Raw genomic sequence first — 24,423 nt, 5'->3', positions numbered from 1 at the left:
TTAGCCATACTAGTTGATGCGGTGGCTTGAAGAAGGTTGAGAATACTCAGTTGAATAACGAGATACTTATTGCCATTGGTTTTCTCTCTTTTCTCCCATCCCCTTGAAAGCTGTCACTTCGGTGATGGCTTTTTGTTTTGTAGGATATTCTTCTTTTCTGTCGAATAGATAGATTGGGAGAGGTGGGGAATAAGTAAATGAAAAAATTTATAATAAGCATAGAAGCAGTCGATGGTAAACAACACGAATTTGAAATTGAGCATAAAAAGACAGTAACAGTTTCTGCTATAGAAAATTCTATACAAGCAAGAGAAGCTAGATTTTTCAGATTTGGAGACCGTATGATTAATTTGGACAATGTATTCTCTTTAGTGGTAAAAGAGAAGAAGGATTAAATACAAAAAAAGCATCCAAAACGGGTGCTTTTTTCTTTGTTATATAGAAATTACGGTTCTGGTGCAAAAACTTAAGGACACTGCAATGAATCTATAAATCTTGGACATACTGTTACTATTACTTTAGAAAGGGTGCGTGATTGGTATGAAAAAGGAAAATGTATTCAAATGGAGGCATTATCAGCCTGATATTATTTTGTTAACGGTAAGATGGTACCTACTGTACAACCTCAGTTATCGTGATTTGGTGGAAATGCTAGAAGAACAGGGTTTATTCATTTCTCATACAATGATTATGAGTTGGGTACACCAGTATGGTCCTGAATTGGACAAACGAATCCGACGTCACCTCAAACAAACAAATGACTCTTGGCGAGTCGATGAAACATATATCAAAGTAAAAGGTCGATGGATGTACCTGTATCGTGCTGTTGATTCGAAAGGAAACACAATCAATTTTTGCCTAGGCAAAACAAGAGACCAGAAGACTGCAAAGCGCTTTTTCAAGAAAGCTTTGCGGTCTTTTTATGTTTCGCAGCCTCGTGTTATGACAGTCGATAAGAATCCAATGACAGTCGATAAGAATCCAATGACAGTCGATAAGAATCCAGCTTATCCTATAGCAATTGAACAGTTGAAAAAAGAGAAAAGCATACCTGATGGTATGCAACTTAGACAACAAAAATACTTGAATAACATAGTAGAACAAGATCATCGCTTTATAAAGAAGCGAATCCGTTCTATGCTAGGGTTCAAATGTTTTGACACAGCTACATCCATTCTTTCTGGAGTAGAAGCTATGCATATGATTAAAAAAGAACAGATTGATTTACGGGACCAGTCTGTCCAAAAGCAGAAAAAATTCATCCATCAATTGTTTGGACTGGTAGCATAAGATACGATTCCGTTAGGAATATATGCGCTTTATTCTCTTTTATTTTATTTTTGCACCAGAACCGAATTATGCATTTCATCGCTAATATCGTGACAATCCTAGCTCCGACTTTAACTGGATACCTAGTTGTAAGTTATGGCTATCCTTCTATGTTTATCGTAGCTGCCATTCTGGCCGCTATTGCAATGGGGCCATGTTGTTTGTAAAACCAGGGCAGCAGACTAAGTCTGAAAGTTTATTTAACTGGAGAAATAAGGGGGAGTTAGAGGAACCTCGTGCTAATATCTGAAACGTATGTCTTCTATAGTAAAATGAAATTTAAGTGGGAAGAAATAAATGAATTGCTTAATATATCTAGCAAGAGAGAAACAGAATCAAAGTTATTATTCTAGCTGTTTTCTTAGACCGTAGCGGCATTGAGTGGAGTTTTTGAGTTTATTGGTATAAATGAAATAACTAAACGTTTAAAAAAATTATGAAAGTAACATTTTTGTGCTAAAATATGTAAGGTTATATTGAATAAAATACGTGCGCTAATCACGATAAACTGGCAAAGGAGTGTGTTTTATGGCAGAAAATATTAACATAAACGTTAATGCAGGAAGTAACTATGGACCAGAATCAAAATGGGGGCGTCAGTCTTTCTTTGATGGTGGACTTTTGAGCTTCATTGGTTGGAGTATCTTGGGAGCGCTTATTACAGTGTTCACGCTTGGTATTTGCTATCCGTGGGCGTTGTGTATGGTTTATGGTTGGAAAATTAATCATACTGTGGTTGATGGGCATAGAATGAAATTTAACGGTTCAGCAGTTGGCTTGTTTGGTAACTGGATTAAATGGCTACTTCTAACAGTTATTACACTAGGTATCTATGGTTTTTGGGTTAGCATTAAACTTGAAGACTGGAAAGTAAAAAATACAACCTTCGTTAATTAAGTGGATATTTTGATCCAGTACCTTAAGAGATGCATTATGAAATTACGTACATTAAAAATAATTCATTTAGTGTTATATAGCGTTGTTTTAATTCTTATGATTGATTATAGTAGTCATTAAAATATTTATGTGAGGGTTCATGACTTTAATTTCTCTATTAAGTGAGTGCAATAATTTTCATAAATTATTATTTTTAAATAATATAGAGAAATGGTTTTTGAGTTGTCAGAGCTCTATCAGAAAGCAAGCCTGTTCCAGCAGACTTGCTTTTTTTTGCTATTTATTAAGTATGCAAAAAATGCCAACGTTCCAGTTAGTTATCCTGAAGGGATCTAATAATGTGATAGAAAAGAATGCTTGTTTTGTATCATTAGTATTTATCACTTGTTTAACACCTTTATGAATTATCATTCTAACATTTGATATTGCTTAGTTGGAGGGATAAGCTTCATAAATACAAAGCCAAACAACAGAAGCATAAGAAGATTCAACTCGTTATCCATCATATAAAAGAACTCGAACATCATTCAACACTCGTATTAGATATAGATAATCTAGAAACAATCTGTGTGGATTAACACAATAGAAAACACGGAAGTACATTCAAAAAGAAAAATTGTTTACTTACTTATATTTAGTTTGCATAAGAGATATTATAGATATTTGAAAAAAAGGAGTAAAATCCGTCTCAAAATGAAAAGAATTCTTATCTTATTGAGACAGAAGGGGGAATTGCGAAGTTATATTTTAAAATCTGTATTAGAATTAAAAATCACTGTATGTTCACATAAACAAAGTACAATAAAGAATACTTTTTACAGGATTATAGGAAACATTCTCTTTCAATATAAAAACAATTAAGTTTTGGGTAAAGCACAACCTATTTAGTCTTAAGTGGTTAAAGTTACCCGTATTGCATTGAAATTTTTTTAACATGTATTTATATGCTAGCTATACCCTATAAGCAACCATGTAATCAATATTAAAATGTATAGGAGAATGTATCTGCAACTAAAAGATATTCATACTGATGAAAGGTGCATGATGCATTTTGTTGGATGAACATAAAAGAATTATAAAAAGGGGGAAAAACAAATATTTTACAACTTCGCACGAAATACCAATTTTACGAACAATATAGGGTTTAAATAAAAATCTAATACAGTATTTAGGGATTTCTAGCTCAATTGCATTAATCTCAGTATATTGGTATGTGCTTATATAATCCATACTTTATATAGAAATCATTAAATGCCGAGTTACTCATTAATAATTTTTATAGTAAATTACATTTTAATTTATAAGATTTTTTCTTATGTTGATCTAATTAACTTCCCATAACCATGATTAATTTAATCAATTTGCATTTGATAATGATTTTTAAACTATTTTCATGTATTGATTTTTTGTAAGGCTTTATATATCAAATTTATTTTACATACATTTATATGTAGTTTTTGCACGAATTTTTATGGTCTAATACTATTTTATTACTTGGTTAGCTATAATTTTCATTGGATTAACTACACTATAATATTTAGTTTTGAGTATATTTTAGTATTTCATAATTTAATTATGTAAATAAGTCTGTGTAAAAATTGAATTTAACGCGAACTTGTGTTCGCATTCTTTTTCTGTTATAGTATATATGAGGTGATTTTTATGGATTACAGCAAGCAACGTCAAAAATCCGTACATCGTAAAAAATTATACGAGAATCTAAATGAAATGCCCTTTTACATAGAAGAATTTGTGGAGTACAAAGAATTGCATGATGCCTCTCCCTCCACCCTACTGAATTATGTATACGATTTTAGGGTCTTCTTTAATTGGCTATTATCCGAACAAATTATTGAATTAAAGTCCATCAAAGACATATCCTTCTCTGATTTAGAGAATTTAAAGAAAAAAGATGTTGAGAACTTTATGAGGTTTCTAAAATTACAACAAAACATGCAGAATTCCTCTGTTAACAGAAAAATTTCGGCCTTAAAGTCTTTATTTAAGTACCTTACCGCCCTATCAGAGAATGAAGATGGAGAATGCTATTTTTATAGAAATGTAATGGCTAAAATTGAAATACATAAAGATAAAGAAACATTAAATGCCCGTGCAAAACGTATGAGATCTAAAATATTCCATAATGATGACGATCAAGAATTTATGAATTACGTTAAGTACGAACATGAAAAATCTTTAACAAAACATCAGTTGTTCTATTTCCTAAGGGATAAAGACCGGGATGTAGCTATTCTCTCCCTCTTTCTTGGTAGCGGTATACGTGTAAGTGAATTAGCCGATCTTCGTATGGAAGATATAAACTTAAAGGAAAGACTAATTGACGTGATCCGTAAAGGAAATAAAGAAGATTCAGTATGGATTACTCCCATTGCATTGAATGATTTAGAAAAATATATGGAAAGTAGAGATAACAAATACGCTCCAGGAAAAGAACTAAAAAATGTGTTCTTATCGAAATATAAACATACTGCACAGCCGCTTTCAGTTAGGGCTATCCAAGATATAGTAGAAAAATATACTAGGGCATACGGAAAAAGAATGTCTCCTCATAAATTAAGACATACATTAGCAAATAAATTATATATGGAAGAAAAAGACTCGTTACAAGTGATGCAGCAACTTGGGCATACCAGTCAAGATACAGCTTTGTTATACACTCAACTAGGAGAAACAACTATTAAAGATAGTTTAGGAAGAATTGGAAATAGTAAAGGATAGATTCTTGTTTAGTATAAACTTTGTATTTTAGGAACAGTTTGATGAAGAAGGTTATTATATCCTTCTTCTTTCATTTTACAACGACATGAAAATCTAAACTTCTTGAACAAGAAACTATAAATAATTACAAATTCTATTAAAATCATTTCAAAAACGGATTCTCACAGTGCGTTAAATGGAGTTTTTTTCAGTAGGACAATACATTCACACCTAAATGTCATTTAACCTCAATATTGAGTTAATAACCCTGTTAAAAAGAAATTCGTTGAAACCCACTTTTACAAGTTTTCCAAATAACAGATTCTTCGTAGTCTCTGAGCAGCCTTCAGCGATATGGACAAAATCACATAGACCATCTTTGATACATTTTGTGTGGTTTGTAATTGTAACATTACTGATACTCAAATAGCTTAATTAAAAAATAACTTGTTAGGATTTATTTCATATGTTAAATTTCGATTAATTCACTCTATTATTCCGTGAAAAAAGCGAAAACATACTTCTTAAACTTTTCTAACAAAACCTTAGCTTGATAGGCAGCGAAAGCACCCACAAATTGGATTTTGTGGGTGCTTTCCTAGCTATAATTATATATAATTAATTTCTTAGTTCCCTATACATTTAAGCAAATAAATCAATAACCTCGATAAGAGTATTATTTTTTTCATAAATTAGCTTTTCTATTTCTTCATTTGGATGAACTAAATCTGGAATCATAACTGGGATCATCTTGGCATTTACAGCAGCATTTATTCCATTTAGAGAATCCTCTAAAACAATACAATTTTCTGGTTCATAATTAAACAATTTTCTCGCATGAATAAATATATCTGGATTAGGCTTTCCTTTTGAAACCATATCACCTGTAATAATTGCATCAAATCTATGTTGAATTTTCGCTTCACTCAAGTAAAATCCTGCCATTTTTTTACTTCTAGAAGTCGCAACTACTTTTTTTATATTATTTTCATCAAGAAAATCTAATAATTCTAAAAGTCCTTTTTTTATAGGTGTCCCATGCTCTCTAATATAGTTAATTACATACTCTCTCTTTACTTCCTTTATAGATTTATAATCAAATTCATATTTAATTTCTTCATCGAATAGTTTTCTTGAATCAACTGAATTTAGACCAATTTTCTTAATTAATATACTCATTGGAATTGGTAATCCAAAATGTTCAAATGCATATTTCCACCCTTCTATCCCTAATCTTTCTGTATCAAACATTAGTCCATCCATATCAAAAATAACTAATTTTATCTGATCTATACTCAACTTATTGTTATTCATAAGTACCTCCCAATATATATTAATTTATCAGCTGTAGAACCTGTTAGTTCTATCTAAAGTGTAATATTACTACCAATCTTCTATTTTAAGCTCTTTTTACGATATAATATAAGATTACTAGTGATGTAAAATAATATTCTGAATTTCTAACAAATCACCTACAACGTATTCAGCATCAATATTTTCTTCTTCGTCATTACTTATCAAAACTGACTTTACTCCAGCATTTTTTGCACACTCTATATCTATACTTCTATCACCAATATAATAGGTGGATTCTTTTTTTAATGAATATTTATCAATTAAATACCTAAGTGCTTCAGGACTCGGTTTTCTCTTAAAACCGTTGTCGCTGGTAATTATTTCATCAAAATAGTCAATCAATCCATTATTTTTTAGCACATCTAAAGTAGTGCTTCCCTTGTGAGTATATATAAAATTCATCATATCTTTTTCTAATACTACTTTAAGTATTTTTTCTGCGTTCAACAAAGGTTTTAATTCATACGTTCTCATATTACTTAAATTTGAATATTCTTTTTTAATTTTTTTATAATCAATATTATATTGTATTGAAATCATTATAAGAAATTCCTGAACTGATTTATTCTTAATATAATTCAAAATTGTAATTTTATCATACGGCATTTTATATTTACTAGTTACCTCGTAAATACTACAAACAATAACCTCATATGAATCAATTAATGTTCCATCTAAATCCCAAATTACAGCAGCCTTATTCATTTTGTATCTCCATTTTTTTAGTTACTGCAGTTGTGATTCAACTTACTAATTATATTCTGCAGATCATCTTGACAATTTTTAAATTTATTTATTTTGTTTATTCTTAATTTCGCTCTGTTAGCAAACTTAACATCTTTTGTATAAATAAACTTTTCATAAACCGATACGGCTTGACACATATATAAATAATTTAACTTATACATCATAAGCAAATCATATTTTGATAAAGAACATATATTCATATAGTTTTCCAAGAACCAACTTAACTCATTAACACAAATACTGCCGTCATTACGTTCTTTTATAGAATTTAAGTAAAATCGTATTAATTCCCATATTGCAGGTATTTTAGAAACTTCCGTCATATCAATAATTCCAGCTATATTATTATTAGAAGTTATAATTTGTGTTATCGAATAATCTGAATGCCCATTAACGAATGTAAGTTTTGACATATCAATAATCTCACTGTTACATATGACATCACGTCTGTTTTCCAGGTCTTCTATAAAGAGCTTAGTATCCTCTGATACTTTCATTTTTTTAATTTGATTTATTATTCCCTCAATACGTTTAATATGATAGTTTTTATCATTTAATAGTTTTATAGATGGTCGAAGATTTAAATCAAACTGTTTTAATTCATTATGAATTCTCCCAATATAATTACATCCTTGTTCTAACAACCAATTGGGGGCAGTGTTTTTTTTCCAAATATCACCTTCAATAAATTCTTGAACATGAAATGATTTCTTAAAATCTAATTTACTTATATATTCACCATTTCTATTTTTAACAAATTTTGAAACTGGATATCCCTTTTCCCTTAAGTAATTACAAATTAATATTTCATGTAAGCTATTATTATTCGATTTGTTTAATTCAAAAATTTTCACAAAAAACTTACCTAATTTTGTTTTAAATATATAGTTAGTACCCCAACCTACTTTATTAATTTCCGTCTCAATAATATCTCCCAAATCATAATTACTAATAAATTTGCTCTTTATATTTTTCAGTATATTCACCTCCAACAATCTTTCCCTATATATTAATTTGATGCAACCATATAGCTTTCTGTTTTAATACTATTATAATTCGAGAATTGAGACGTTAAATAATTCATAATATATATTGAAGCGGTAAATTCAGATGTTCTATCAAGAGCAAGTGTTAAATTCGAAGCACTGTCCTCCCAAAAACCGAATTCTTTCTGTGTTTGTGCTAAGTATTCATTTACTCGTTTATAATAATCCCCATATAACTCATCTTTTGTATTGATATACAATAAGACACTAGCAATACCAAATTTCCCTATGTAATTATTGAATATTGCTTCTTTGCCGCTTTTTATTAAAATATCATAATATTCCTTTGCACATTCTATGTATATTTCATCTCCTGACGCCATATAAGCCAAACACAAATTCACAATTGCTAGAGACACTGAATAGTATAAAGGTTTACTATTCTTTACATAATAATTATAAAATCGTTGATTATCTTCTGAGTAATTAGTAATTAATTCATTATTTTCATCTTGAATTAAATAAAAATGATCCCCTATAAACTCATTCTTTTTAAATAAATTTACTATAAAATCTGCTGTGCTCTTTCCTACCTGATAATCTTTCATTAAGAAAGCACATATACCCCCAAAAGCTGTAGCTCTTAACTCGTAAAAATCTGCATTTTTTATCGATGTAAAGCCACCAGTTTTTTCTGAATAACTTTCCTTAATTATTTCATATATTTCCTTTTTATTAGGGTCTTTCGCAAAATATTGGTATAAAAATAACCAGTAGTTATAATAATTATCACATTTTCTTCCAATAGTGTAATTATCAGAATAATGATAAAGGTCCCCAATATTCTTCATTTTTGATAAAATTCTTTGAGCATCTATACTTTCTCCACCCAAGTATAAAGCTATAGGTGCCTTATAATATGCTTCAATCGGTAAATCAATAAACTCCTGATTATTGATATGATTTTTAATCCACTTTAAAGATTTTTCTGTTAATTTCATCATTTTCGCCTACCCATTCCAATTATTTTATATAAACAAATTTAATTACCTGGCATGACTTAACCCTTGTTTCTGTTTATAATAATATATAGATTTCTTGGACTTCAAGATCATGCCAAGGTAATTAAATATACTTAGTTAGTTACTTTAATAACATTTGAACTTCTTTAATTTTCTGTAATTTATTTACATCGTAATTTTTTGGTAACCTACAAATAAAACACATTTTGTTTTTGTACGAAAACGCAGTGATAAAATATCTTTTATGTTTTTTAAACTTTGAAGAAATTATAGTGCGGATATTATCATATTCGCTTTCAGAATACTCTCCCGTATAATTAAAGCCAAAATCCAAACTATCATATAACTTTTTAATATCCCTTCCAAGTTCCTTGTCTGCATATTCACCATATGCAATATTATCAATAAAGACTTTATCTTCAATGTAGTTTTTCTTGTAACTATTTTCGACTTTGTTATAGCTTGTATTAATATCTTGATCATCTGCATCTACTTTTACTGGGATACTGATATGGAAATCCCCAATTACATCGCCGAAATCTTTTCCCCCAATATTTCTAGCATTTCTAGTCATTCTTAAAACAAATTGATTACGGTCAAATATTATTTTGCACATTTGTAATGCAATCCAAAACGATAAACATTCCATTTTTTCTGATACTATAATTCCATAATCATGATTGTCTTTTATACTATATTCAAAGAAATAATCAGCCAAGTATTCCGAGTTATCATTTATATCTATTTTTCTCTTCAGAATAAAGTCATATATTTCTTTAAATTCGGGTCCCTCTTTATATTGAATAATCTTTTCCTTATTTGTATTTTTCATTTGTTCATCTACATATTCCGAATAATCTATCGGTTTCACGTTGGAATTCTTTGTTTTATTATTGATTAAATATGAATTCAAAAGTGAATATATCTGCCGTTTTAAAATCAACATACTTGCGCCATCAAAAATCATGTGATTAAACATCATTAATAATTCATATTTTTTTTCACTCACTTTGATTAATATAAAACTATATAAGGCCTTATCAATTATATCCGTGCCAAAATTCATACTTTCCATGTTTCTTTGTATATATTTTTTTACTAGATTGATTGATGCATCGTCATAACGACTCAAATCTATAACATTTATTTCCAGGTCATGAATTCTATCACTTTCAAAATTATAATAACGCCCCTCAGCATAACCTATCTTGCTACGTAACATAGAATTTTGATTTATCGTATTTATTAAGGCATATTCTATAGCTGATGAACTTATGATTTTATCAAAAGGAATAGTACATACAATATTTGAAAATCTTTTTTTCATTAAAAATTTATTCTGGGAACTACTACATGGAAAGTGATTTATTACCTGATTAAGTGCTATTTTCTTATTAATTTCTCTATACTGATCTCTTAAAACATTATTAATTTTATCTTCTATCTCACTATTCATAGAAATAGAATCAAATATATCTAAAATTCCTCGTTCATTATAATTTTTAAAATCATTTAATGGAACTATATAATCTGGTATGAGAGCTTCTGAGTAATTGTCTAAAATAATCTTCTTGATCTCATCATGATTACTATTAGTAAATAAAACAATCACACTTCTAAAGTTGTAATCATGTATTCGCAACTTGACATTTATTTTAAGTTTTTCTTGAAGCGATTCTTCAATTTCCTTTAACAAATTTTCTTTATCTTTCTCTGCCGCTATCAAAGTAGCTATATATGATATGGTTGGATTCCTTAAAAAGTCATCTAAGAATATTTCTTTACCAAATTCTCTATCGAGTAAATGTAGCATGATTACTATTGATAAAGAATCACCCCCCAAATCAAAAAAGTTATCCGAAACTCCTATTTTCTCAATTTCTAATGCCTTACCCCAAATTTCTGCTATTGTTTTCTCTATTTCATTTCTAGGTGCTTGATAATTAGCATTCAAATTATTTGTGTCAGGTTCTGGAAGTAATCTGTTATTAATTTTTCCGTTCGGAGTTAAAGGCATACTCTTAAGTAACATAAAATGTGCTGGAATCATATACTCTGGTAACTTTTTTTTCAAATATTCTTTAATGTCCAGCTCTTCTACAGTTTTATCACTTACAATATATGCACATAAATACTTTCTTTTATTTTCTTTTACTAAAACAACAGCTTCTTTTATGTTATTGTTTTCTAATAACTTATTTTCTATTTCACCAAGTTCAATGCGGTAACCTCTTATTTTTACTTGATTATCTTTTCTTCCCAAGTACTCAATATTACCATCGGGTAACCATCTTGCTAAGTCACCTGTTTTATACATCTTTGTTCCAGCCTCAAATGGATTGTCAATAAACTTTTGGTTTGTCAATTCATTTTTATTAAGATAGCCCCTGGCTAAACCATCTCCACTTATACATAATTCACCCGCTATACCAATCGGTAATATATTATTGAACTTATTTAGGATATATATTTTATTATTATCTACCGCTTTTCCTATTGGAACGCTCTTGTTTATGGTTCCTTCATACTTCCACATGGTAGTACAGATGCTATTCTCCGTTGGCCCATATGCATTAACATAATTGAGTTTTTTTCCAACTCTGCTAGCCAAAGATCTATTAGACTCACTACCTCCAGTTATAATTACTTCTAGCTCTGTTTCTTCAATTTCTATTTCGTTAGCAACAAATGGTGGTAATAAAGTTATGTTGATTTCGTTTCGTTTTATATATGTGTTCAGTTTACATATATCCATTGCAAGATTCTTGGATATGACATGCACTTCAGCGCCAAGTAAAATACCCATGTATATTTCCCAAGCCGATGCATCAAATGCAATGCTAGCAAATTGTAATATTTTTTTATTACTATTTAATTTGAATTTTTTCTTTGATGAATTAATTAAGTTTATAACTCCTTTGTGTTCAACCATAACCCCTTTTGGTTCTCCAGTTGTACCAGATGTATAAATTACATAGGCCAAATTTCTTGGGGTGTGTAATTTATCTAAATTTTCTGTTTCTAGCCCGTATAATTCTTCATTCAATAAGTCAATAATCTTGTATTTAAAATCAATCTTATTATTTAACTTAATGTTTGTTAGTAATACTTCACTTCGACTATCTTTAAGAATATATTCTATTCTATCTTTCGGATAACTAGGGTCTATAGGTAAATATGCACCTCCAGCTTTTAACACGCCTAAGATCCCTACTACCATCTCTATGGACTTCTCTACTAATAAACTAACAATAGAATCAGGTCTAACTCCTTGTTCTCTTAAACTTCTTGCCAAACTATTAGCCTTCTTATTTAATTCCATATACGTCAAAGTATTATCCTCAAATACAACTGCTATTTTATTTGGATTTTTTTTAACCTGTGCTTCAAATAGTTCACATATTGTGTTGATTTTCGGATATGTATAGTCTGTTTTATTAAAATCAAATAATATTTGATTCATTTCTTCTTCTGTCATTACGTTTATATCAGATATATAATTTTTTTTGTTTTTAGTTATACTTTTTAAGATTTGAACTAAGTGACAACTAAAACGTTCAATTGTTTGATGAGTAAATAGGTTTGAATTATAATTAATAACAATGCTTAAACCATTATTATTGTTACTAATAGCATTAAATATTAAATCACACTTTGAGATGTTATCTTTACAAACAACCTTTTCTAATGCCAACTCATCTACATTGATATTTTCTTCATTAGATCTATCAATACTGTTAAATGCTATATCAAATAACGGATGTCTGCTCATATCTCGTTTCATTTTTAGCTTGTCTATTAACTGCTCAAACTGATAATTCTGGTTCTTATATGCTTTTAATAAGTTAGCTTTTACTGCTTCTAAAAATTCTAAGTATGTTAGGCTACCCTCTGGTTGATTTCTTAAAGCAAGTATATTTTCACTCAAATCTATTCCTACTTGAGTTCCTATAGAAGCTCTATCAAAAATTGGAACACCAATTATAATGTCTTCTTGACCAGTATATTTTGAAAGTAGTATGTAAAACGCCGAAATTAAAAGAGTATCCATTGTAGTTTCGGTATCTATCGTAAGTTTTTTTAAATCTAATACTATATTTTCAGCAATCTTTAAACTCACCAATTTCTCTTCATAGCTTTGTATACTTGGCCGTACATAATCTGTAGGCATGTTCAATATTGGAATCTCATCTTTATATACATCTAACCAGTATTGTTCTTCGTTGATTATCTCACTTGATCTGAGGTAATCATCATTCCTGTTCTTGTTTTTTTCAAAATCCCTATTATTTTTACAATAAAATTCCATGTTATTCTCTCCTAACTTCGAACAATAAAACTTTTAAATACCCAAAACTTTTTCATAATTGCTACATTTCAAAGGATTTCTTTCATAAGGAAATCTTTACATAAATATACCCCTTTTATTTCTCGACCCACAAAGTCATGAAATATTTAACTTAATGACATTTTTCATACCCAATCAAAATAACTTGCCTCTAAAATGCATATACGCGAGTATATTACGCAAATCGAATGGTATCGATTTCATCATACTTATTATGAACAACATATCTACACTCTCATATGTTAAAGGATAAAAAACTATACCCTTCTTTAGTGCGATAAACATCTTTTATATTAAATTACCGCAAAATATGATGGTATCGATTCCAATATAACCATTATGAACAGTACATCTAAAACCCATTCAATACTATTGGATTAAAACATCAAACTTTTCATATCTTTCTTTACACCATCGCATTTCTAAGCATTTGACCTTTAATAAAATAATTATATTTTTAATTATTCTGATATTTTAGACCTATTTTTTCTTAAACATTTAACTAATTAAATATTTTATGTATTATTTCATTGCTGTCATGATTCATAACATGTTGAGTTTAGCTTTTGTCAAGAAACTAAACTTAATATTATTTATTTTCTTAAAAAGCCAACCTATTTCCATACGATAGTGCCTATGGAACAAAATGTCAACACTGTATTAGAAAATATACAATTGTACGATAATTTTGTCAAATAAAATTTATATTCTCAAAAAACATTGCATAATTGTATATTTTTGGTGTAATCTTATTTTTATCTTTAGTCCCTTTAGTGGATTTAGACATGTTATTACTTGTATTTATTCATTAGAGATAGACTCTTTGAATAAAGGGACTAAATAGATAACTTAATTTATATAAAGTTTTGAAATCAAGGAGGTATGATGATGGGTTATATCTAAAGATATTTTCGAAAATTATATATTTTAAATTAATCTGTAAATTCATTTAGGGAGATTTCTGAATGTATATCTTTGTAGATTTACAGAACATTGTTTCAAGAACCAACTAGTGTTATTCAAAACAAAGGAGTGAATACCATGTGTATAATCATTATTAACCGTTTTTCAGAAAATACTATAAATTACGAAGAAGCTTTAAGTGGAATAGGTGGGGAATACATCTTAATTACAAGAGAAAAGCACAAAAATGTATTTCGTGAATTATTTCCTAATAGGAAAATAATTAATCATTTTCATGAAGATGATAATATTCGTCTTTATATTCAAGAACTTCACAAGAAAAACCCTGTTACATCAATAGTTGCAACTCACGAATTTGACTTGGAAGAAGTAGGTAAGATAAGAGATTTATTAAATATCCCTGGTCAGACAGAAGATAGTGCCCAAAGTTTTAGAAATAAAGTCTTAATGAAAAATATGGTAAAAGAAGCCGTAAGAACTCCAAAGTATTTAGAGATTAAAGAACAAACGGATTTAATTTCTTTTAAAGAAATTAATGGATTCCCCTTTATTATTAAGCCGGTAGATGGAGCTGGATCTGCAGGTTTTTCAGTTATTTCGAATGAATCTGAATTTAGGGAAATTCTTGAAGAATATACAGATTTTCCTTATATTGCAGAAGAATTTATTGAGGGAGATATGTACCACGTAGATGGTCTTTATATCAATAATCAATTAATTATTTCCCAACCCTCTATCTATATAAATGGTTGTTTAGCATACCGTGAGGAAAAATATTTAGGATCAGTCATGTTGTCTGAAACACATCCTTTATTTGAAAGATTAAATAAGAGCGTTCTTAAGGTATTACGTAACTTACCTACTCCAAATCATGTAATACCTTTCCATGCTGAATTTTTCTATACTTCTCATGATGAAATCGTTTTCTGTGAAATTGCCTCCCGTGTAGGTGGAGGGAAAATAAATAATACCTTTTTGCAGAAGACAGGTGTAAATTTACTTTCGGAATGTGTTCGTGCACAGTGTGATAAAGATTACAATTATAAAAATCTAAAAATTCAAAACAATAGTGAGACATATGGATGGATGCTCATCCCTCCTAAAAAAGGAACATTACTGTCTATCAATACCGACTTCCCTTTTGATTGGATAATACATTGTTTAGTTAGAGATGAAAAAATTGGAAAAACATTCTACGGCGGTGACACAAGCGTTTCAGCAATTATGTCACTTATAATCGAAGGTAAAGACGAGCATCAAGTTCAAGAAAGATTCAATATTATTAACGAATGGCTTGAAAATAATATTATCTGGGATATTAAAACATTAACAATATAAAAGGACAAAAAATATATGAATTTATTTAGATTACATCGGAACATACAACTTAGAATATTAATAATCTTTTTTAATAATCTAACATCAAATATGATTTTTCCTTTCATGAGTATATACTTTGCAAAACATATTGGTCTAAAGGCAACTAGCTTAGTTCTCACTGCATCTATTATATTAACATTACTAGGAAATCTGTATGGCGGAGGATATGCTGATAGACATGGTAGGAAATCTATAATGGTATTATCCGAAGGGGTGAAAGTACTAATCTTTTTTGGATTTTTACTTGGGACTTCCCCTTCCTATTATTGGCCCCTTCTAACGGTATTATGTTTCTTGCTACGAAGCTTTTTTAATGGGTTATACAGTCCTGCTGCTGAAGCTATGTTACTAGATGTTACTACGACTGTAGAACGAAAGTATACGTATAATATAATCTATTGGATAAACAATTTGTCTTTGGCTATAGGTGCTGGAATTGGGACTTATTTTTTTGAAACAAACTTAATTTATCTATTTACAATTCTTGCTACTGTGAGTTTAATGCTATTTTTAGTTACTTTATTTGGAATAAAAGAAACTTATTTTCCAGATAATTCAAGCTTAACAAATAAAAAAGACAAAGGTTATATTAAAAATTACATTGAGGTCTTTAAAGATCGCATTTTTATTATTTTTGTAGTATCCAGTATGTTGTTATTCTCTCTTGAAGCTCATCTCACTAGGTACATAGCTATTAAGCTTAAAGATTACGATTTTAAGATTTTTGATGTACAACTAACGGGAACTCAACTATATGGAAATTTAGTTTTAGAAAATACTATTTGTGTTGTATTCCTCTCTATTTTATTTTCTAAAAAGATAACGAAAATAAAACGCGAAAGAATCCCATTTGTTTCCGGACTGGTACTTTTTGTAATAGGTTATGGATTGTTAGCAACTAATTTAAATCCACTTATATTAATTACTATGATGTTTGTAGCAACCTTAGGCGAAATTTTATTTGCACCTATTTTTCAAACTTACTTAGGGGATCTAGCTAAAAAACCATTAAGAAGTTCTTACATGGCTATTAATAAATTTGCAAATCGTGGAAGCATTTTAATTTCTACAGGAATTATCTATCTTGTCAGTATTAGCTCAGCATGGGTCTCTTCGCTACTAATTTGGTCGACAGGAATTTTAGGAGCTGTACTATTATGTCTGTTACTTCCACAAATTTATGCACGAAAAGAAATAGAATATAGTACCGATAAAGTAGGTTAATAAAATTCATACTATTGGAGAAGGGTATCAATTAAAGGCTAATAATTGATTGCTCACCTTAAAATGAAAGAGATATAATAAGGTTTCAATTCTTTAGTTTACAATACTATAGAATTCCTCATGTATACCTATTTTCTAAACAAAAAGGCAGGGATTTTCCCTGCTTTTTGTTTAGAAACAGTATTTAATTTTATTTTTTTCAATTAATGTTAGAATTGATTGAAAATAATTGTCCCCTAAGAATTCATATATTATTCGTATAATTTATTTATATTGAAATCCTCATTCGTTCACATTCTTAATATCATTAAAAAACTCCGCTATACCTAACTAAAAAACATAATCAATTCATAAAATCCAAATTGGTTATGTTTTGCAAATTAAAAGTATCTATTTTTCTTTTCTCAATACCAGAAAAAAACATTTTTCTAACGTAACTAAAGGTATCAAAGGTACTATAACGTTGGAAATAATTTGTTTTCTCAATTGACAACATCCTGAAAGCTTATTTTTTTTCTTAATGTTTCGCTAATTCATTAGTGCAACGAAAAATTGATGTTTTTAAGCCCATTTTACCTAATTAAATTTTGTACAGTAAAGTTTAATTGAATTAATACTCGCTAACTTCTATTTCCTATCTACGTTCAAACAATAGAACTTAATTGTTTGAAGTTATTGATTTTGTAATCAGAATTATCATCTTTTTCATTTTCATCAGTAAAATAGCAAGCACTTATTCCCGCGTTTTTCGCTGCTAATAGGTCCAAATCCCGATCTCCAATCATTATAGTTTCTGAATGAATCATGCCATATTTGTTAATTAAATAATTAATTGCATCAGGACTTGGTTTTCTCTCAAATCCTTGTTGAGATGTTATAAAATCAGAAAAGTATTCATATATACCATAAATTTTCAATAACTTAATAGAAGATTCTCCTCTATGAGTATACAAATAATTTTTTCTATTAGTTGAATGAATATGCTTGCAAATTTCTACAATTCCTTCAAATGGTTTAGATAGTTCAAGCTCCATTTCTTTTCTTTGCAATTGATATTTTGTTATAAAGTCTTTTTCTATTTGATACTTATTTTCATAGTATTTTAAAGCTGATGACATAGATACCCTCATTTGTTTTACAATTTCACTTAATGGCTCGTCTATTCCTTCTCTCTTAAGCAATTCTTTAAATATTGTCGCCATCACTGGATATGTATCAAAAAGAGTACCATCAAAATCCCAAATTATATGTTTGTACATTTCAAATCCTCCAATTTATTATTGAAATCTTACAAAGATATTGTAACAAAATAAGGCATTTTTATATAGTTGAAAACATATATCTTACGAATATAGGCTACAATAGCTTAGATTTCTTCCCATTAATCGTTGCAGGTAACTAATGTAAAGATATTTTTATTTTAAACAAGGCATACATAAAATATTAAGACAGATTACCTTTAAAATAAAGTCGTGGCACTCCTAATAAATATTTTTCTCTAACCTTACTATTCATTATTCTCTATAACACTACCCATAAAATCTCATTACTTTTATATAAAGGTAATTTTGAACTGAGTAAATATACGGATAATGATTATAGCTAAAATTCCCAAAATTTCTATAAGAGAAATATAAGGGTTTATGCAAAATTGCATAATTTTTAGCATTAATATTTATGTATAATAATAAGGAACTTTCCAACATTTTGCTTTAAGTTTAATACTTTAATCTTAACTATCAAATGTACTCAAGTACTATATTTTGAGGAATAAAAAATCCCTAAGCAAAGCGCCTTTCCTATAAGAGATTCTATTACGACTTCACTTCCATACATTAAAAGGAATTAAACTTATTGTGAAGAGGAAATATTAATTTTATTAAGATATCTACTTGTATTTTCCCCTTAGCTTCTCTTATCATAAACTTTACAAACAAAAAAATAATCTTATTTAATTATGTATTTTTTATATAATTAAATAAGATTATTTGTGTTATAAATTCTAATCCGATGTATTTTAAACTTGTAATTATTCATATGAAATAATTTCTTTATACGCATTTCTTTATTACTTTTTAAATGAGTAAGTATTACGTTTATTACCATGTTAGTTTTTACTTAAATTAAATATTCATTTATTTAAGAAATTCATACACCCGATGAAATATTCGTATCATATTCATCTAATGTGTTGGCATTTATCTGTTTTCCATCTATTGTCATCTTTATTTTTTGCTTCGAATTTACTGTTACCACCCAAGCATTCGGTAAATAGCGATCTTCATGAGACAATGTAGAAGGTGAATTTATTACCTTTCCTCCTAAATATAGAGTAGCAGAGGATCCTCCATCCATTGCCATTGCATTTATTGCTCCTTTTTCATATAGAATATCTTGACACTCTTTTAACGTAGCTCCTATGCTATGTGTCTGCCTACCGTCTATCACTAGAAACATTATTGTGCCGTCCTCTTTTTGGGCCATAATACTCCGCGGAGCAGAACCCCAACCACCGTCTCCTTCTGTGATCATTTTTTCTCCATTTACAATTAACTGTGGCATAAATCCTGCTGCGGAAACGACTTGTTTATCTAAGAGTTGTTGGGTAGAATAATTTCCAGTTATCATTTGTCCAAACTTTGTTAAACCTGTAATAATTGTAGGGGTATTTCTATCCATATTTGTATCAATAGCTTCCCCATTTTCTATTACTATTCCAGTTGCAACATTTCCTCCTCCCCTTCCTGTTTCATCAGCAAATCCACTTGCATTCACAGCAACAAGTGCATTATTACGTTTTGCCATTACGCTAATTTTTTCTCCTCTTTGATCACCCTGTGTCCCTTGATGGCTAACAAGTTTAACATTGAAAGGGTTACTAATAGTGATTAATTTTCCTTCGAAAAGAAAGCGACTATCTTTGTTACTTTTAATCGTTTCTACATCAATTTTTAATGGCTGATTTTTTAATTCTTCTAATCTTTTTCCTGCTATTTTTTTATAAATAGCCTCATCACTATTTGACCATTTTGGATGATTAATTCTATCTTGCAGTTTATCTAGTTCCTTTTGGGATAGGAATGTATATTTCGCATATTGTGGATGCTGAGAAGTTAGTATACTTCCAGCAATTGTTACACGAAGATCTCGGCCATAGTTAGTACCAAATAATATTCCTATGCCAATAAGCATGAAAATAGAAAAAAGAAGCAAAATTCGTTTGAAGATTTTTCTTAGATGTTTCATAGGTTTCTCCTCCGGCATTAATTACATTCAATGAATCCTTTAAGATATTATTTGCCTAAAGACAAAAGTGTTTGTTTCCCTCATTCCCGAGTTCCCCACTATGTCTTGGCAAGCAAAGCAAAATACTTATTCTACATTTCGTATTTATTTCAGTGTATATTTACAAATTTAATAACGTTTTTGCAACCATGAAATAAATTACTAATCCTGTTCCGTCAACAAATGTTGTAATAAATGGACCAGAAACGACTGCAGGATCTAATTTTAATTTTCTTAGTATCAAAGGTAAAATAGCTGCAACAAGAGAGGCCCAAATAACAATAAATAATAAAGTGATTGCTACAACTTGTGCAACTTCTGTTCCAACTCCTAACATATAAGCACGAGTGAGCCCAGCTACCCCAAGTGCAAGTCCGAGAAGCATGCCAATTGCAAATTCCTTTTTTATTACACGGAAAATGTCTTTAAATTTCACCTCTCCAATACCGATTGCACGAGTAATCGTTGCTACAACCTGTGTTCCTGTATTTCCTCCAGTACCTACTAATAACGGTACAAAGAAAGCTAAGGCAACTACTGTTTCAATTTCGTCTTCAAAATACTTTAGTACTGTACCTGTATATGCTTCAGCAACAAAAAGAAGCAATAACCATGGTAGACGTTTGAAGAAAATGCTCCAAATACTAGATTCAAAGTAAGATTGATTTAACGGTTCACTTCCGCCTAACTTTTGGATATCTTCTGTAGCTTCTGCTTCCATAACATTCATTACGTCATCAAATGTTATAATACCAATCATTTCATTTTTCGCTGTTGTTACGGGTAATGCTGCTAAATTATAATTCAGTAGCTTTTTTACAACTTCTTGCTGATCAACTTCAGCGTGTATTGAAATTACCTCTTGAATCATGATAGTAGATAATATCTCTTCATCTGCTGCTAGTAATAACTCATGTATGGAAACGATTCCCCTAAGATAACAATGACTATCAAGAACATAGATATAAGATATTGATTCTACATTTTCAGAATGCTCCCTAATGTACTTCAATGTCATTTTTACTGACCAATTCCCTCTAACTGCAACAAAATCACTTGTGACAAGACTTCCTGCCGTTTCAGGTTTGAAAGTCATTAATTTTTTTACATTATGTTTTGTAATTTTATTTAAATACGCCATCAATTTAGCTTGTTTTTCCGGATGAACCGCTAGAAGTAGATCTACTGTTTCATCAATCGGTTGTAAATCTAGTAACTTTTTAGCTTTGTTTTCAGATAAGTGAATTAAGATATTATATTTTTCTTCTGTACTCAAATGTTGAAGAATTTTTGAGCTTTTTAATACAGGAATCTTATCTAGTAATATGACTTGATCTTCAATTGAAAACCGTTTTATTTCTTGCGCAACATCATACGACGGATGACGTAAAACTTTCTCTGCATCCAAATTATTTTGGGTTACAAGTAATTCATTTAATAATTTCTTCATGTTAACTCCTCCTTATATTGCTAAGGGAGACTCTAGAGTTTCATGAGTGGTTTTGTGCTATTTTATCTGTCTAAAATTTTTATTAAAGCATTAATAGTTACATTGCAATCAATTTATTATTTAGAACTACCTCCTTTTTGAATATAGACAAGATAAAAATAAATAACATTAAACAAAAAAACCTTTACTCAAAAAGGAGTAAAGGTTTTTTACAATACAAATAAATGATTATTAAGACAGCTCTGCAAAAATCCCAGAGGTGCCTTTCTATCAAATCGTATACCACTCCCTCGTTGAGTTTTAGCACTGTATAGCATAGGTTTTTATAACCAGCTACATTAAAAAGGGCCTTAATCCGACCGTTCCTGTTGACCCATTGGCGTCTCTCGACATTTTTGGGCAGCAGCGTTTCTCTATACAGGAGCCTCACCTAACAAAGATTATTGAATTACTTCAAAATTTAAACCAGAATTTAATATTTGTCAACTAACTTTCGATTCGATTTATAATACATTCTTTTTTAGAGAAATGTAATTCAATTCTATTGTAAATTTGAAATTCAACTTAAAAGATATAAAATTTAAATACAATTAGTTCGAAGAAACGTTATAAAATATATGAAATTTCGTATAGGAAACTTATTGTTTATGATCAATTTGTAACTTTATAGCAGGAGTTGAATCATTAGTCATATCGTACTTCAAAAGAACATTCTTCAAAAATCTTATTTTATGATTAAAATCTTCTTTACTGTTTATCAAATTTATATGTTTAAACTACTCAATCAAATTATACACTACAGGCTGAAAATAAGTATCTATACGAGATGATTAAATACATTTTCTCCTATTATTTCTCAAAATTCATAAAACAATAAAAAATATAAAATTAGCAATATGCTTACTTGACAAGCAAAAAAAAAATATTTATGCTGGCTACACGAAACAAATACATAAAATTTATATTGCTAAACCTGTTAGGTGAGGCTCCTATACAAACACAGGCTATTGCCCAAAAATGTCGAAAGACGCCAATGGGTAGAACAGGAATTGTCGGATTAAGGCTCTTCTTAAGATAGCTAAGTAATCAATTTCCATTACTTTACGTTGTATAGTGCCAAAGCTCTACTAGGGGGAGGAAAGCTTTATTTAGTCATGCCAATTTAAGTCCCCCCTAGTATGTAACTAGGGGGGATTTTTGCGTAAGAAAACAGGGTGTAAGCGATAGAATCTTTCAAAACAAAAATACTATTTAGTAGTTGATGAGAACAAGATTCTACTCATTAGCAAATGTAATATTAGGTGTTAATGTAAATCAGGAGGATATTAAAATGAAAAAAATATTAAAACTCGATTATCTATTGCTCCTCCCTCTATTCATAACATGTACTTTAGGTATTATCATGATGTATAGCGCGAGCTCCATTGTTGCTGTTCAACATTACGGTTATAACAGTAGGCATTTTGTTGATTCTCAATTAACAAAGCTATTTTTAGGAACAATAGGGTTAATAGTTTGTGCTATTCTCCCATATGAAATATGGAAAAAACGAATAGTCTCTATCTGTATTATGGTTGGGGGAATTTTTTTATTAATTATGGTTTTGTGGAAAGGAAAAGTGGTAAATAATGCTCAATCATGGATCTTTGGAATACAGCCAGCTGAATTTCTTAAATTAGGAACAATACTTGTAACAGCCCGTTTTTTTGCATTACGACAAGAACAAGCTAAACACATTTGGAGTGGTAGCGGAAAACTTTTATTTTTTTTAGCTGCAATTTTTTTCCTAATCTATAAACAGCCAAACTTAGGATCTGCACTTTTAATATTAGGTATAGGTTTTAGCATATTTCTTTGCTCTGGAATAAATGTAAATCTATTAATTAAAAGAATTATAATCGGTTCTATTTTTTGGTTACCTTTTTTATACTTTTTAATTCAATTTAGCTTGTCAGAAGTTCAAAAGACACGTATTACTACAATTCTCAATCCCTTTGTTGATGCGCAAGGAAAAGGATATCAGCTAGTAAATTCTTTTATTGCCATTGGCTCTGGAGGAATTACTGGACGTGGATTCGGAAATAGCATTCAAAAAACCGGTTATCTTCCAGAACCACATACTGATTTTATAATGGCAATAGTTTCTGAAGAACTAGGGTTTATTGGTGTATTTATTGTATTGGCAGGGGTTTTGACTATCGTTCTTCGTTCCTTAAAAATTGCACAACTTTGTGTAGATCCATTCGGAAGTTTTATAGCAATTGGTATAGGATGTATGATTGGTATGCAATCCATTGTAAATTTAGGTGGTATTACGGGACTATTTCCTCTTACTGGTACCCCATTTCCATTTGTTAGTTTTGGTGGGAGTTCTTTAATGGTCAATTTAATAGCAATAGGAATATTGCTTAATATTTCAATTTTCAATAAAATTAAGTTTAATAATTATAATATATAATTTTTTTGGAGATTATAAAATTTAACCTCATTGAGCAATCTATGTTCAAATAATTTCTAATTAGGTTTTTAACTGTATGAATATTAATTTTAATACCAAAAAAGGCAGGAGCTTTTGGTGAAAACTTATTAAATAATTGTTTAATCGATGTATGTGTCTTTTCATTATATGTATTATTCATCTCAATCACATACCCTTCACCTAAAATGATTAGAAATATATTGACTTGTTATTTTTCTTATATTGAATTTAATTGGACCACTTTTGTATTGTCGTATCGCCTTTGAACTACCCCCACT

At 29.5% G+C, this 24,423-nt stretch carries 15 protein-coding genes, 3 pseudogenes and 2 riboswitches; of the genes and pseudogenes, 9 read left to right on the top strand and 9 right to left on the bottom strand.

The window, feature by feature from the left end:
* Positions 1–197 precede the first annotated feature (197 nt).
* The 6 genes and pseudogenes from SJY24_RS31130 to xerS all read left to right on the top strand — a co-directional run bounded on the left by SJY24_RS31130 (position 198) and on the right by xerS (position 4,965).
* The gene (locus tag SJY24_RS31130; RefSeq protein ID WP_000713478.1) at positions 198–395 is read left to right on the top strand and encodes a hypothetical protein; all 198 of its coding nucleotides are present in this window, start codon (positions 198–200) and stop codon (positions 393–395) included.
* A gap of 145 nt (positions 396–540) precedes the next feature.
* Positions 541–1,290, top strand: coding sequence for an IS6 family transposase (locus SJY24_RS31125; protein ID WP_377867468.1), 750 nt, complete (start codon positions 541–543; stop codon positions 1,288–1,290).
* Positions 1,291–1,355: 65 nt separating this feature from the next.
* Positions 1,356–1,579 (top strand): annotated as a pseudogene (locus SJY24_RS31120) (MFS transporter); the annotation flags it as partial.
* A gap of 278 nt (positions 1,580–1,857) precedes the next feature.
* Entirely contained in the window at positions 1,858–2,226 is a 369-nt protein-coding gene (locus SJY24_RS31115; RefSeq protein WP_002035452.1) for a DUF898 family protein, read from the top strand.
* 473 nt (positions 2,227–2,699) lie between these two features.
* A pseudogene (locus SJY24_RS31110) lies at positions 2,700–2,801 on the top strand (HNH endonuclease); the annotation flags it as partial.
* Positions 2,802–3,888: 1,087 nt separating this feature from the next.
* Positions 3,889–4,965: a tyrosine recombinase XerS gene (gene xerS / locus SJY24_RS31105; protein ID WP_377867467.1), complete on the top strand. Its 1,077-nt coding sequence runs from the start codon at positions 3,889–3,891 to the stop codon at positions 4,963–4,965.
* A gap of 621 nt (positions 4,966–5,586) precedes the next feature.
* Here xerS and SJY24_RS31100 read toward each other — a convergent pair.
* From SJY24_RS31100 to SJY24_RS31080, 5 genes are all read right to left on the bottom strand, one after another.
* Positions 5,587–6,258, bottom strand: a complete 672-nt coding sequence (locus SJY24_RS31100; RefSeq protein ID WP_377867466.1) for an HAD family hydrolase — start codon at positions 6,256–6,258, stop codon at positions 5,587–5,589.
* 117 nt (positions 6,259–6,375) lie between these two features.
* Positions 6,376–7,005, bottom strand: coding sequence for an HAD-IA family hydrolase (locus SJY24_RS31095; protein WP_377867465.1), 630 nt, complete (start codon positions 7,003–7,005; stop codon positions 6,376–6,378).
* Positions 7,006–7,022: 17 nt separating this feature from the next.
* Positions 7,023–8,039, bottom strand: a complete 1,017-nt coding sequence (locus tag SJY24_RS31090) for a protein kinase family protein (RefSeq protein WP_483861736.1) — start codon at positions 8,037–8,039, stop codon at positions 7,023–7,025.
* A 17-nt stretch (positions 8,040–8,056) separates the two neighbouring features.
* Complete coding sequence (locus SJY24_RS31085) at positions 8,057–9,037, bottom strand: hypothetical protein (RefSeq protein WP_377867464.1); 981 nt, start codon at positions 9,035–9,037, stop codon at positions 8,057–8,059.
* Positions 9,038–9,176: 139 nt separating this feature from the next.
* A complete protein-coding gene (locus SJY24_RS31080; protein WP_377867463.1) occupies positions 9,177–13,364 on the bottom strand; it encodes an amino acid adenylation domain-containing protein in 4,188 nt (1,395 codons plus the stop codon).
* 1,080 nt (positions 13,365–14,444) lie between these two features.
* Here SJY24_RS31080 and SJY24_RS31075 point away from each other — a divergent pair.
* Positions 14,445–15,665: an ATP-grasp domain-containing protein gene (locus SJY24_RS31075; protein ID WP_377867462.1), complete on the top strand. Its 1,221-nt coding sequence runs from the start codon at positions 14,445–14,447 to the stop codon at positions 15,663–15,665.
* Positions 15,666–15,680: 15 nt separating this feature from the next.
* Complete coding sequence (locus tag SJY24_RS31070; RefSeq protein ID WP_377867461.1) at positions 15,681–16,931, top strand: MFS transporter; 1,251 nt, start codon at positions 15,681–15,683, stop codon at positions 16,929–16,931.
* A 644-nt stretch (positions 16,932–17,575) separates the two neighbouring features.
* Here the strand turns inward: SJY24_RS31070 and SJY24_RS31065 are convergent.
* The 3 genes from SJY24_RS31065 to mgtE all read right to left on the bottom strand — a co-directional run bounded on the left by SJY24_RS31065 (position 17,576) and on the right by mgtE (position 21,666).
* Positions 17,576–18,190, bottom strand: a complete 615-nt coding sequence (locus SJY24_RS31065; protein WP_377867460.1) for an HAD-IA family hydrolase — start codon at positions 18,188–18,190, stop codon at positions 17,576–17,578.
* Positions 18,191–19,079: 889 nt separating this feature from the next.
* Complete coding sequence (locus SJY24_RS31060) at positions 19,080–20,177, bottom strand: phosphodiester glycosidase family protein (RefSeq protein ID WP_377867459.1); 1,098 nt, start codon at positions 20,175–20,177, stop codon at positions 19,080–19,082.
* Between the two features lie 160 nt (positions 20,178–20,337).
* Positions 20,338–21,666 (bottom strand): magnesium transporter, encoded by a 1,329-nt coding sequence (gene mgtE / locus SJY24_RS31055; RefSeq protein ID WP_377867458.1) that lies wholly within the window; start codon positions 21,664–21,666, stop codon positions 20,338–20,340.
* A 277-nt stretch (positions 21,667–21,943) separates the two neighbouring features.
* Positions 21,944–22,111: riboswitch (M-box (ykoK) riboswitch) on the bottom strand.
* Positions 22,112–22,631: 520 nt separating this feature from the next.
* A riboswitch (M-box (ykoK) riboswitch) is annotated at positions 22,632–22,808 on the top strand.
* A gap of 188 nt (positions 22,809–22,996) precedes the next feature.
* On the opposite strand from mgtE, the gene SJY24_RS31050 reads away from it, so the two are divergent.
* Complete coding sequence (locus SJY24_RS31050; protein ID WP_377867457.1) at positions 22,997–24,124, top strand: FtsW/RodA/SpoVE family cell cycle protein; 1,128 nt, start codon at positions 22,997–22,999, stop codon at positions 24,122–24,124.
* Between the two features lie 100 nt (positions 24,125–24,224).
* Here SJY24_RS31050 and SJY24_RS31045 read toward each other — a convergent pair.
* A pseudogene (locus SJY24_RS31045) lies at positions 24,225–24,305 on the bottom strand (serine hydrolase); the annotation flags it as partial.
* Positions 24,306–24,423 lie beyond the last annotated feature (118 nt).

Source organism: Bacillus sp. R86525, from assembly GCF_042466195.1.
Lineage (GTDB): Bacteria > Bacillota > Bacilli > Bacillales > Bacillaceae_G > Bacillus_A > Bacillus_A nitratireducens.
Note: the sequence above shows the minus strand (reverse complement) of the source record. Positions and strands in the feature narration are given on the sequence as shown.